At 72.4% G+C, this 12,022-nt stretch carries 13 protein-coding genes; 9 read left to right on the top strand and 4 right to left on the bottom strand.

Annotated elements, in window-relative coordinates:
* Positions 1-233: 233 nt before the first annotated feature.
* Entirely contained in the window at positions 234-2,147 is a 1,914-nt protein-coding gene (locus GA0070603_RS05265) for an N-6 DNA methylase (RefSeq protein WP_208862814.1), read from the bottom strand.
* 99 nt (positions 2,148-2,246) lie between these two features.
* On the opposite strand from GA0070603_RS05265, the gene GA0070603_RS05270 reads away from it, so the two are divergent.
* The 9 genes from GA0070603_RS05270 to GA0070603_RS05310 all read left to right on the top strand — a co-directional run bounded on the left by GA0070603_RS05270 (position 2,247) and on the right by GA0070603_RS05310 (position 9,880).
* On the top strand, positions 2,247-2,804 hold the full coding sequence (locus GA0070603_RS05270) for a DUF4352 domain-containing protein (RefSeq protein ID WP_091307930.1): 558 nt from the start codon (positions 2,247-2,249) through the stop codon (positions 2,802-2,804).
* A gap of 69 nt (positions 2,805-2,873) precedes the next feature.
* Positions 2,874-3,626, top strand: a complete 753-nt coding sequence (locus tag GA0070603_RS31410) for a hypothetical protein (protein WP_167544498.1) — start codon at positions 2,874-2,876, stop codon at positions 3,624-3,626.
* Between the two features lie 26 nt (positions 3,627-3,652).
* Complete coding sequence (locus GA0070603_RS05280; RefSeq protein ID WP_167544499.1) at positions 3,653-4,471, top strand: ribonuclease HI; 819 nt, start codon at positions 3,653-3,655, stop codon at positions 4,469-4,471.
* A gap of 78 nt (positions 4,472-4,549) precedes the next feature.
* Positions 4,550-5,458, top strand: a complete 909-nt coding sequence (locus GA0070603_RS05285; RefSeq protein ID WP_091307940.1) for an Rv1352/Rv1906c domain-containing protein — start codon at positions 4,550-4,552, stop codon at positions 5,456-5,458.
* Between the two features lie 171 nt (positions 5,459-5,629).
* Positions 5,630-8,116, top strand: a complete 2,487-nt coding sequence (locus GA0070603_RS05290) for an AAA family ATPase (protein WP_091307944.1) — start codon at positions 5,630-5,632, stop codon at positions 8,114-8,116.
* The gene (locus tag GA0070603_RS05295; RefSeq protein WP_091307948.1) at positions 8,113-8,517 is read left to right on the top strand and encodes a hypothetical protein; all 405 of its coding nucleotides are present in this window, start codon (positions 8,113-8,115) and stop codon (positions 8,515-8,517) included. Before GA0070603_RS05290 ends, GA0070603_RS05295 begins: the two co-directional genes overlap by 4 nt.
* Positions 8,514-8,954 (top strand): DUF4190 domain-containing protein, encoded by a 441-nt coding sequence (locus GA0070603_RS05300; RefSeq protein WP_091307951.1) that lies wholly within the window; start codon positions 8,514-8,516, stop codon positions 8,952-8,954. Before GA0070603_RS05295 ends, GA0070603_RS05300 begins: the two co-directional genes overlap by 4 nt.
* 85 nt (positions 8,955-9,039) lie before the next feature.
* Positions 9,040-9,558 (top strand): hypothetical protein, encoded by a 519-nt coding sequence (locus tag GA0070603_RS05305; protein ID WP_091307955.1) that lies wholly within the window; start codon positions 9,040-9,042, stop codon positions 9,556-9,558.
* Positions 9,542-9,880: a hypothetical protein gene (locus GA0070603_RS05310; protein ID WP_139131821.1), complete on the top strand. Its 339-nt coding sequence runs from the start codon at positions 9,542-9,544 to the stop codon at positions 9,878-9,880. Before GA0070603_RS05305 ends, GA0070603_RS05310 begins: the two co-directional genes overlap by 17 nt.
* 758 nt (positions 9,881-10,638) lie before the next feature.
* Here the strand turns inward: GA0070603_RS05310 and GA0070603_RS05320 are convergent.
* The 3 genes from GA0070603_RS05320 to GA0070603_RS32585 all read right to left on the bottom strand — a co-directional run bounded on the left by GA0070603_RS05320 (position 10,639) and on the right by GA0070603_RS32585 (position 11,995).
* Positions 10,639-11,091, bottom strand: a complete 453-nt coding sequence (locus GA0070603_RS05320; RefSeq protein WP_091307966.1) for a hypothetical protein — start codon at positions 11,089-11,091, stop codon at positions 10,639-10,641.
* A gap of 227 nt (positions 11,092-11,318) precedes the next feature.
* A complete protein-coding gene (locus GA0070603_RS05325) occupies positions 11,319-11,729 on the bottom strand; it encodes a DUF2267 domain-containing protein (protein WP_208862815.1) in 411 nt (136 codons plus the stop codon).
* Positions 11,730-11,857: 128 nt separating this feature from the next.
* Positions 11,858-11,995 carry a zinc ribbon domain-containing protein gene (locus GA0070603_RS32585; RefSeq protein ID WP_091307967.1) on the bottom strand — a complete coding sequence of 46 codons (138 nt, stop codon included), beginning with the start codon at positions 11,993-11,995 and terminating at the stop codon, positions 11,858-11,860.
* Positions 11,996-12,022: the final 27 nt, after the last annotated feature.

A 12,022-nucleotide genomic window follows, 5' to 3' on the forward strand; every position in this document is an offset into this window, starting at 1 on the left:
CCATTCGAGCCTTCTCACCGGGTTCCTTTGGTTTTCCTTAAGGCAGGCAGTATGCCTGCTGGTCTGCATCGTTGTAGTCCCCCACCCGGCCGAGATGATCAACCCGCCTGGCGGGGCGGGCAGGGGCGCCCTGCCCGCCCCGCCAGGCTTCCGCCTACGTCACCGAGGCGCTGCGCCGGCGTCGGATATCCGACGACATGCGTGCCGCGTTGCAGGCTGCGGGCCACGGCGACTTACTCCTCGTCGGGTCGGATCGTGCCCCGGGCCAGCCCATCGGCGGTGAGCTGCACCAGCTCCGCACCGAGCGATGCCGCCCGTCGGATTGCCGACTCGAAGGTGTCGAGCCGCTGAAATGCCTTCCCGTGCACTCGCTGCTCAGCGGGCGGCAGGCGCCGCACCTGCGCGCGCCGGATGTCGATGCGCAGCGTCCCTGACAGGCTCGACGCCTGCCTCTCGTTGGCCGACGTCCGGAGCTGCCCGGCGAGGAACCACGAGTCGAGTGCCGCAGGGTTGGGCCTCAGCAGGTACAGGTTCCGCCCCAGCAGCGCGCCCTCGGACGTCACCACCCGCGCGGCGAGCTGCCGGGCGATTGTCGGCACCACCACGTCGCCGGGAACCAGCGAGATCTCCTGCCCGAGCCGGCCATCGTCCCGACCGGACGGGCCTTCACCGTTCAGCACGTCCTGCACGGTCAGCACCGGCGGCCCGCCCGTTGACGGCGCGCCGCCCTCGGATGACGGCGCGCGTATGGGACCGATCAGTTGCAGTGCCCCAGCCCGGGCCAGCTCCCCCACCGACAGAAAGTCCCCGCCCGGCCCTTCGGGCGTGGGCGTGACCTGCGGCATCAGCGCCGGTAGGTCGCCGACGATGGCAGCGAGGCGCTCTCTGGTGCGTACCAGATGCTCTCCGGTGTCCTCGCCCCCGACGGCGGGTTGGCGGCGCGCGGGAGTGAGGTCGACCTCCTCGTCGAGAAGCTCGATGACCGGCACCGCCCGGGCGAAGCCAGTCTCCTCGACGCCGGCGTCCGGCGCGGCGGTGAAGGCCCGCCAGACGACGAGGATCCGCGCGTAGGTCTCGGCAGCGTCACCGGAAGCGGCGTCCACCAGCAGCGTCCGCGCCGGCAGCGGCGCGTCGGGCGACGGCCGCCGCAGCACCCACAGGTGCAGGGGTACGCCGTGCGGCGCGGCTACCCCCGGCGGGAGCGCGATGACGGCGCGCAGGGCGCCGCGGCGTAGCAGTTCGGCGCGGATGCGCCGGCCGGCACGGCGGCTGGCGACGGTGGGTGGCATCAGCAGGACGGCGTGTCCGCCGGCGCGCAGGTGGGCGAGGGCGTGCTGGGCCCAGGCCAACTCCGGTTCGGTACGCGGGGTGGTGCCGACGATCCAGCGGGGGTCGTGCCCGAGTTCCTCGTCGCCCCAGTTGGTGGCCCCGAACGGCGGGTGGCAGACGACGGCGTCGAAGGTGCGGCCGGCGAAGGCGTCGGCGCGCAGCGAGTCGCCGGTGCAGACCTCCCCTGCCACGTCGCGCAGCGCCAGCCAGAGTCCGGCGAGCCGGGCGAGGTCCTCGTCGATCTCCTGCCCGTAGGCAGAGGTGCAGCCGGCGCGGACGGCGGCGCGCAGCGTGGCGCCGGAGCCGGCTGCCGGGTCGAGGACGGAGCCGCCGCCGACGCCGGCGAGCCCGGCCATCAGGTCGGCCAGGTCATCCGGGGTGGCGAACGGGCGGCCCGGTCCGGGCGCGGAGAACCGTTGCCACAGCGCGTCGAAGGCACCCTGGGGTCCGAGTTCGTCGGCGAGCGCGTCGATGTCGGGCAGCAGCGGCTTGAGCTGCGGATCAGCTGATCGGCCGGGACGTTGACCGCGTTGCCGGGCCAGGAGCAGGGCGCCGACGGCGGCCAGGCCGGCGGCGGGTGACTGGCTGGCGGCGGCGAGGTGCCGCCACAGCCGGTCGGCGCTGGCCAGTTCGGGGAGTTTTCCCTGGGCGTGGAGCCACTGTTCGACCTGTCCCAGGTCGAACTCGGGGCTGGCCGCGGTGCCGCCTACGGGGGCGGGGAAGTCGGCGTGCCGTTTGCGCCAGTTGCTGACTGCGGCCCGACCGACACCGGCGAGCCGGGCGATCTCCGCTGCGGTGATGGTCGGTGTCTCCTGCACGTTTGGAGTGTGTCACACCTGTCAAGCGTCATGTATGTTGACAGCGTTCACAGATGATGTTCTCATTGACGCCGCCACGTTCACAGCAGGAGGAAAACGATGCGCAAGGTCACCACTCTCGCTCTGCTCGCCACCGGTCTCGTCGCCCTGGGCTGCGGCGCCGGCTCCACCGACGACACCACCTCCAGCAGCAGCAAGGCCGACTCCACCAGCAGCGAGGCCGACGCCGGCGGCGCCAAGGGTGACGACAAGCCGAAGACCGCGAAGATCGGCCAGCCGGCCCGGGACGGCAAGTTCGAGTTCACGGTCAAGTCGTCCAAGTGCGGCGTCGCCAAGATCGGCACCGACATGCTCGGCGCCAAGGCGCAGGGCCAGTTCTGCCTGGTCACGGTCAACGTCAAGAACATCGGCAAGGAGTCGCAGATGTTCGACGGCAGCAGCCAGAAGGCGTACGCCGCCAACGGCACCGAGTACTCCGCCGACGGCGGGGCCGCCATCTACGCCAACAAGAACGCCGAGACGTTCCTCAACGACATCAACCCCGGCAACCAGGTCACCGGCGTGGTCGTCTTCGACATCCCGAAGAACGTCAAGATCGCCAAGCTCGAGCTGCACGACTCGCCGTTCTCCGGCGGCGTGACCGTCTCCCTCACCTGACCCGCCGCCAACCCGGGGCGGGCAGCCCGCCCGCCCCGGCCCTGTCCCGTGTTCACAGAGGAGACCGTCATGACCGACCCGACCAGCTCCGCGCCGCCCGACCAGCCCGCCAACGAGGCCGGCGTCTCGCCGCAGCCGGACCCGACCCTCGCCGGTGCCGCCGCGGCCCCGCCCACCGCCGGCCCTCAGGACGCCACGCTCGCCGAAGCGCCCACCCCGACCACTCCCCCCACCCGCTCCAACGCTCGCGCCTGGGCCGTCGGCGGCATCGCCCTCGTCATCGCCCTCGGCATCGGTGGTGCCGTGATCGCCACGTCTGGCGACTCGGCGAACCCGGCCGGCGCCGCGGCGTCCGCTAGTCCGAGCACCGCCACGCCGACCACTGCCGCACCCACCACCGCTGCCCCGACGACGGCGGCTCCCACCAGCGCCGCTCCCCTGCCGACGAAGACCGCTGCGCCGCCGAAGCCGAAGCCGCCGTCCTACAAGACGCTGACCGCGCGGCAGTGGAAGCTCATCGCCAAGAACCCCGACGGGCACATCGGCGAGCACTACGTCGTGTACGGCCGGGTGACCCAGTTCGACGCGGCGACCGGAACCGACACGTTCCGCGCCGACGTCGCCCACCGGCGGATGTCCGACGAGTTCGACTACGAGACCAACACCATGCTCTCCGGCGCCGGCTCGGACCTCGAGAACCTCGTCGAGGACGACATCTTCCGCGCCAACGTCATGGTCCTCGGCTCGTACAGCTACGACACCCAGATCGGCGGCTCGACGACCGCGCCGCTGCTCCAGATCGACTCGATCAAGGTGCTCTGACCCCCTACGACACGACAGGAGGCGTCGTGCGGCCCGATGAGTTCCTCCGCGCCCTGCACCTGCTCCCCGCTGCACTGCACGCCCGCGCCCTTCCGCTCCGGAGCTACGTCCGCCGTACCGCCTGCGTGGACTGCCTGCGGATCGGCGACGCGCTGACCCTGGCGCTCACCGCCGTCCATTACGACGAGATCGGCTCGGCCGAGCAGCTCCTGGACACCGCCGTGCGGCTCGCCGCCGCGCACGGCACGGCCTGCCGGCCGGAGCCGGACCAGGAGCGCGGTCGCGGGCGGGTCGGGCGCTGGACGGCGGTGCCGGCGCCGGTCGTCGCCGCGACCGACGCCAGCTGGAAGGGGCGCGGCGGCGGGATCGCGTACGTGGTCAGCGACGGCCACTACGGCCTGCGCGGCCGGGGCACCGGCCGGCTCGACCCGACCGGGGCCTCCCGGGTGCTGATCAACGAACTGCGCGCGGTCGACTTCCTGCTCTCGGCCTACGAGCAGGCGCCGTCGGGGATGACGGTGCTGGTAGACAGCATCGTCGCGCTGCGCTGGCTGCGCCGCTGGCAGGCAGGCGGGGTGACCGCGATGCCGGCCGGCTACAGCCTGCGGCCGCGCCGGTGGGCCGAGCAGCCGACCCTGGTCCGGCTCGCCGAGCAGGTGAGCCGTCGGCCGGACCTGTCCTTCCAGCACGTCAAGGGGCACAGCGGGCACGCCGTCAACGAGGCCGCAGACGGCCTGTCCCACATGGCCCGGCGCCGACTCGAGGAGACCTTCGACGTACGCCCGCGGGCGCACGCCCTGGCGGAGGCGTTCCTCAAAGACTGGCACGCCAGCCTCACCCGCTGAGCTCCCCGCGACTCCACACCACCCAGCAGCGAATCGACGCACTGTCGATCCGCGGATCGCACGCGCCTGGAGATCGTGATGACCTTCCCCCGCCCCGACTCCGACCGAACCCGCTGGCTCGGTCCCGGCCTGCTGCGGCGGCGTCCCGCCGGTCTGCTGCTCGCCGCCACGCTCGCGACCGTCGGTCTCAGCGCGTGCGGCAACGGCGGCACGACGCCCGCCGCCCGGTTGACGCCGTCGGCCACCCCGTCGACCTCCGCGGCCTCCCCCACTCCGAGCCCGACGCCACCGGCCGACCAGGACCGCGACGGCATCCCGGACAGCAGCGACACCTACCCGACCGACCCGAAGAACATCCCCCAGCAGGAACCCTTCGTCCTCACCTGCTACCTCACCGACGGCTTCGACCAGAGCCGGCCGTTCACCATCCTCACCGGCAAGGACGGCCGTCCCGACTTCACCGAGGCCTGGGCCGCGAAGCCCGTGTCCTGCGACGCCGGCCAGGAGATCCGTCCGGTCAGCCCCGTCGAGGAGGCGGCGTACAAGACCTCCGGCTACGACGACAGCAACATCGCGGTGCTCTACCAGATGTGCGCCGAGGTCGACGCCGATGACGCGTACGTCGAGGCGGGCTTTGCCGCGAGCAGCGAGCAGATCCCGGAAATCAACGCGGCCCTGACGCTGTGCCCCGGCCACCCCTACGCGAAGAAGTGGCGTGCCGCGGTGCGGCAGGGCAAGGCGGACGCGGAGCTGGCGGCGCAGGGGCGGCTGTTCGAAGACGGCACCTACCGAGTCGGCAAGGAGATCAAGCCGGGCACGTACGTCACCACGGACGTCGACGGCTGCTACTGGGAGCGGCAGGACCGCTCGGGCAACACGATCGACAACTACTTCACCAACGGCGCCCGTCGCGTGCAGGTCACCATCCGCTCCTCCGACTACGCCTTCCACTCGGAGAACTGCGGCGAGTGGCGCCCTGCCCGCTGACACACCGCGCAAGGTGCACGTTGCACTGCCGGCCTGACCACCGATGCACATAACAAGAGCAACTACACAACGTCCCCACGCCATCACCGCCGGCCAACCGGCCCGAGCCGACACCGCCCGGCACCCGCATGCCTTCCCACACCCGCATCGGCACTCGTCGGAGGTCGCCTGATGAACCGCACCGATCCCCTGGTCGCGCTGGTCTTCGACCGGCTCGCCGCCGACCGCGTACCTGATGACACCGCTGAGGTGGTCCTCGCCGCGCTGAGCGGCGAGGCCGACCTGGACGCGGCGCTCGCCGGCGCGCCGACCGCACTAGAGCCGCAGCGTGCGGCGGACGAGCCGCGGGAGCGGATCTGGCTCTCGTCGGTCACCGTCGCCGGGTTCCGCGGCGTCGGACCGGAGCGCACCCTCGCCATCGAGCCCGGCCCTGGGCTGACCGTGGTGGTGGGCCGCAACGGCTCTGGCAAGTCCAGCTTCGCCGAGGCGGTGGAGCTTGCCCTGACCGGGGACAGCGCGCGCTGGGCGGATCGCAACAGCGTGTGGCGTACCGGGTGGCGCAACTTGCACGCCGGCGATCCGTGCCGGATCGCGGTCGAGCTGCGGGTCGACGGGGTGGCCACGCCCACCCGGGTGGTCCGTTCCTGGCCGTCGGAGGCGGAGCTGGGCGACGCCGAGGTGGCGGTGACCAGCGCGCGCGGCACCCATCGGGACCTCGCTGAGCTGGGGTTGGCCCGGCCGCTGGAGCTGTACCGGCCGTTCCTCACCGCCGCCGAGCTGGGCCGGCTCACCGCCGGCACGCAGAGCCAGCTCTTTGACGCCATCTCCGCGATCCTCGGCCTGGAGGCGATCACCGACGCCGACCGCCGCCTGATGGCCGCCGCGCGCCCCGTCGACACCACCATCAGGGAGGTACGCGGACAGCGCGCCACCCTGACCGACACCCTCGCCGGGATCGCCGACGACCGGGCCCGGCGGGCCGCCGCGCTGCTGCGCACCCGGGGCGCGGCCGACCTGGCGGCGCTGACCGCGATCCTCGACGAGCCGGACGAGCCGACCGACGACGAGGCGGTGCTGCTGTGCCGGCGGCTGGCGGCGATGCAGCTGCCCGACGCCGACGAGGTGACCCGCCTCGCCGAGCAGCTGAGGGAGGCCGCCGCGCAGGCGCGCCGGCACGACGGTGGCCGTTCGCGGGCGTCGCTGCGCAGCGCCGAGCTGCTCCGGCTGGCCGTCGAGCACCACGACGACCAGGGCGACGGGCCGTGCCCGGTCTGCGCGACCGGCCGCCTCGACGGCGACTGGCGGACCAGGGCGGCCGCGTCCCTGGCGGAGCTGCGCGACCGTACCCTCGCCGCCCAGGCCGCCGCGTCCCGGCTGACCGCGCTGCTGCAACGGGCCCACTACCTGATCGACGACCTGGACGTGCCCACCGGCGACGCCGACGGGGTGCCCGTCGGCGAGCTGCACTCGGCGGTGACGGCGCTGCGGCTGGCGCCGGGCGGGCCGGAGGAGCTGGCCGACCACCTGAGCGCCCGGTACCCGGCGGTGCTCGCGGCGGCGCAGGCCACGCAGGCGTACGCGAAGGGTCTGCTCCGCCAGCGCGACACCGGCTGGCAGGCGGTGGCCGGCGAGCTGCGGGCCTGGATCGCGTCGGCCGTAACCCTGCCGGAGCAGGAACGCGCCCTGGCCCGGTTGAAGGCCGCGCGGACGTGGCTGAAGGCGACCGGGGCGCAGCTGCGCAACCAGCGGGTGGCGCCGTTCGCCGAGCACTCGCAGCGGATCTGGGCGCAGCTACGGCAGGAGAGCAACGTCGAGCTGGGCGCCATGACCCTGGCGGGCATGAACACCCGGCGGCGGGTGGTGATCCCGGTCAGCGTGGACGGCGCGGACAACGGCACCGCCCTCGGGGTGATGAGCCAGGGCGAGATGCACGCCCTCGGGCTGGCGACTTTCCTGCCGCGCGGCTGCGCGCCGGAGAGCCCGTTCCGGTTCATCGTCGTCGACGACCCCGTGCAGAGCATGGACCCGGCCAAGGTCGACGGGCTGGCCCGGGTGCTCGCCGAACTAGCCGAGCAGCGGCAGGTGGTCGTCTTCACCCACGACACCCGGCTCCCCGACGCCCTCGCCCGCCTCGACCTCGGACGGTCACGCATCGTCGAGGTGACCCGCGCGGAACGGTCGGTGGTGACCCTGCGGCCCGGCTCCGACCCCGTGACCCGCTACCTCGACGACGCGCACGCCCTGGCCCGCACCGAGGAAATCGCCTCCGAGGTGCGCGGGCCGGTCGTGGCGGAGTTGTGCCGCTCGGCGATCGAGGCGGCCTGCCACCGGATCGTGTGGCGGCGGCGAGTGGCGCGAGGTGTGCCGCACGACGACATCGAGGCGGCCGTCGTGGCCGCGTCCCGGCGGCTCACCACCATCGTCGCGCTGGCGCTGTTCGACGACGCCAACCGGGGCGGTGACGTGCTCGGGTACCTGAGTCGCCGGCACGGGTCGCGTGCCGTGGGCGCGTACAAGGCGTGCAAGGAAGGCGTGCACGGGGCGTACCTGTTCGACCTGCCCGAGCTGGTCTCCGACGTCCGGCACCTGGCGGCGGTGTTGCAACCCCCACCGGCTGCCGTGCCCGCGCCCCGCGACGGCGCTGAGGTGCGGTCATGACCGCGCCGTCGCCCCGGCGCTGCCTGGCGGCGGCCGACCAGATGCTGCGCGGCGCCGGCCCGCTCGGCGCGGCCGCGGTGACCGCCGGCTGGTGGCCGAGGGCGTGCGCCTGCCTGATCCGGCTCGCGCTTGAGGGCGGCATCGACGCCTACTGGCGGCGGACCCGCCCGGTGGTGGCCGCGTGCCGGCAGGGCCGGGCGAAGCAGCTGATGCTGCGCGGCCGGTTCGGGCCCGGCCCCGCCGTCGCCCGGCGCGTCGCCTTCGCCTGGGCGGCCCTGTCCGCCGCCGCCCACCACCACTGCTACGAACTCGCACCGACCGCCGCCGAGCTGCGTCGCCTGCACACCGAGGTGAGCGCCCTGCTCACCCACCTCGACGGAAGAACGGAACCACGCCGATGACCTACCCGCAGCCCGGCCTCGAGCCCACCCGCCGGCAGCCGCCGCTGCCCGCCGTCCTGGGCCCCTATCCCCCGGTGTCCGCGCCCACCGGCGCGTACGCGCCGGTCCCGGCCCAGCCCTACCAGGGCCGCGGCTACCCGCCGGGCATGCAGCGGCTCACCGTCCAGCCCGTCCTGACCTCGGGCATGGCGACGGCGTCGCTGGTGCTCGGGATCCTCGGCGTGCTCGGCGGCTGGTGCCTGTTCGGCCTGCCGTGCGTCCTGGCCGTCATCCTCGGCCACCTGGCCCTGCGGGAGACCCGCGACGGCATGCGGTCGGGGCACGGCATGGCGGTCGCCGGCCTCGTCCTGGGCTACGTCTTCGTCGGCCCGATGATCCTCTTCACCGTCATGGTCTTCTTCGGCAGCGTCCTGACCGCCGCCACCCCGGCGCCCTGAACCGGGCGGAACAACAGGTGTGACAGCAGCCGCCACCGCGGCCCGGAAACAGGCGCCCACAAGGCCGCCGGAAAGACAGGAATGCATGTCCCAGAAGCATCCCCTCCACGCCGTGCCCGACCCGTCCCTCGAACTGTCCCGCCGGGACGACGGCTTTGTCGTCACGGCCCGCTGGCAGAGCGACACCGGATCGGACGAGATCAACGGACCCGACGAGGTCGTCATCCGCATCCACGACGAGGCAGGCCCCGAGGTACGCCGGCACGGCATCACCTCGGCGGTCCTGCACCGGACGGGCCGACAGGTCGACGACATGGTGGCGGAGTTCCACGACATGCCCAGCGTCGGCGCCTACCAGGTGATGGTGGGCCGCTACATCGAGAGCCGGCTCGCCGAGCTGGCCCAGGCCCGCGGTGCGACCGCGGACGGGTTCGAGGCCGACCTGCTCGCGGTCTACGAGGACCTCGCCAGCCGCCGGCACGCCGACCCGCTCGGTGCCCTCGCCACCGCAACCGGCCGGACCCGCGCAGTCCTCAGCCGCCTGCTCGACGTCGCTCGTCAGCAAGACGACCAGAAGGGACCCTCGCGTGAGCGGCTCGCATAACGCCCCGGTGACACCTTCGGAGCAGGGCCGCGTGTGGTCGAAGGTCTTCCGCCGCAGCCACATCTCGCCCCACGTGTTCGTCGTCGCCGAAGCCGCGGCCGGTCAGGTCGACCAGGTGGTGGCCGGCCTCGGCCTGCCGCGGGCAACCTCGAACAGCCTGTTCGACAACGCCCACTGGGCGACCCCGCTGCTCGACGGCGCCGTGACGCGGCTGCTCACCTACGGCCTGCCCGCCCTGCCCAGCGGCACCCGGTGTACGGGCACCGGCCGCTGCGACTGCTCTGCCACCTCATGGACCTCCGGCCACCCGCCCGCGCGCTGACCGGCGAACGACAAGTACCGGACATTGACCAGTTGCTGGCCCATCTCGACCGGCAGCGGCAGACCGAACCCGAAGTCCTACTCGTCCAGGCGCGTACCGCCATGGCCAACGACGCGCAGGAGGTGCTGACCGCGGTCCGGGTGTTCTTCGGATACCCCGCCACCCCGACGCCGCCACCAGGTCAAGCTCGGCCTGCGCGGTCGGCCGCCACAGGGTGATCGTGTCGGAGTCGCCGATGGTCTGCTTCTCGCCAATCGTGGCTGCGGGTGGTCGTGGCGAGCCACGGTCGGACGTTCCGGTGGTATCGGCCCCGGGCATTGCCGTGGCCGGGCCGGCTCGGCCATCCGAGAGGCGCAAATGAACCCCCGTATGCTCTCATCTGCCGCCGGCCGTCGTGGGGCAGCCTGAGTCAGGTCATCTTCCGTCGGCCGCAGCCGGCGCGCTGTTCGACGACGGGGACACCCCTTACCACTTCCGGGCGACAGCAACGGAGGTCTTTCCCGCGGGCGTGATCCGCGTGATCTACGCTCCGGTCGCGGACCCCGCCAAGGTCGGCTACGACGACGTCAAGGACCAGGTGCCCGGAGGGGACCAGCACTCCAGCCGTAGATCGTGATCTTCATGGCTGCGTGGCTGCCTGCCGCCAGTAGCGGCATGCACGAGCTTGTAGCCGTCGACGCCCCCGCCCCCGGCGCGATCGGTGCGCGAGATCGCGGACCGGGCTGATCCGCGCTAGCGCCTAATCATCAATTGCAGCCTCACCTGCTCGGACGCCAGCGGAACCAGAAGCCGGGGCCCTCGACCCGGTAGTGGGCGCCGGTATCGAACCGCAGCTCGCCCTCAAGCCGGCGCGCGTCGTCCGGCACCTGGCGGTACGGCGCCAGCAGCAGGTCCAGTTCGTCGTAGCGGGCGTCGATTCCACCCTGTCCAGGATGGCTCTCCGGCCCCACCGTCCCCGCCTCGTAGCGCTCGTTCCACCTGGCGAAGATCGCCCACTGCTCGCGCTCCAGTTGTACCGTGGCCTCGCTCGCCGGCCAGACGCGGTACTCGTCGGCTTCATCGGCGTGGTCGTAGTCGAGGCCCTGAAAGTAGTGGGGCCTGCCGTTGACTTCGGCGATGCCGGCACGAGGCCCGTCGTACCACTCCAACTCGACGTACACACGCTCAAAGCCGTCCGCGACCAGCTGTTCCTCATCCCAGGCCTCCGCCACACAGGCAGGGTACCGAGGAGCGGCCCCGGCACCCATGACGACGATCTAGGGCCGGAGTACTCGGCTCCCGCTCGTTGATTCAGCTTGGGCGACGATCCTGAGCTGTTCGCGACCGGCGCGGGTCTGTCTACCGACGCCCGCCCCACCCACACGATCACCACCGGCAACGCCGTCCAGGGACGCAACTGAGGAGGGCACCGGCGCCCTGCTCCTGCTGCAACTCGGCGCTACGAGCTGCGGCGCCGCCCGCCACCGGCCCCCACCGGTTCGATCACCTGCGAGAACTCCTCGGGAAGTTGGGCCATGGCGTTCTCGAACTCGTCTCGGGTTACAGCCTCACGTAGGGTGGTGAGCACCGCGCGGACCCCGGCACCGGCGAGTGCACGGTCGATCTCCGGGCGATCCCCCACCCGCCGCACGAACTCGTCGAGCCCGAACGCGGTGGCCATCTCCCCTCCGAGCGGTCTGGTCAGGTGTCCGGCGAGTCGATCCGGAAGCTGATAGGCGAGGTCCTCAGCCTGGCCGGCGCTGATCCGATCCGCCAACGTCTCCAACGTCACGCCGGTCAGTGTCGCCGCCTGATCGGTCGACACCTTCGCCCGCGTGGCCACGGCGTTGATGAAATCCTCGTATTCCACCTGATTCTCCTCTCCGGCCAGATCCCCCGCCGAACGACTGGAACGCATCACATCGCTTCGTGAGCGAACTGGTACCTCGACAGCCTGCTGGAACGGGGGGTGATGCGGCCTCATCCCAATCGGGCGAATCACCACGGCGCCCTGCGGCGACATCCTCGGCATTCCGTTGGAACGGCGGCCAGGTTTAGTGAGGCGTTGCGATCGCGGTCCATGATTAGGCCGCACGCCTCGCAGTGGTAGGTGCGCTCGCGTTCCCGACCGTCCAGTGATCCGCACGTTTCTTCGCCGGGAAG

Source organism: Micromonospora chersina (genome assembly GCF_900091475.1).
In the GTDB taxonomy this organism is placed as follows: Bacteria; Actinomycetota; Actinomycetes; order Mycobacteriales; family Micromonosporaceae; genus Micromonospora; species Micromonospora chersina.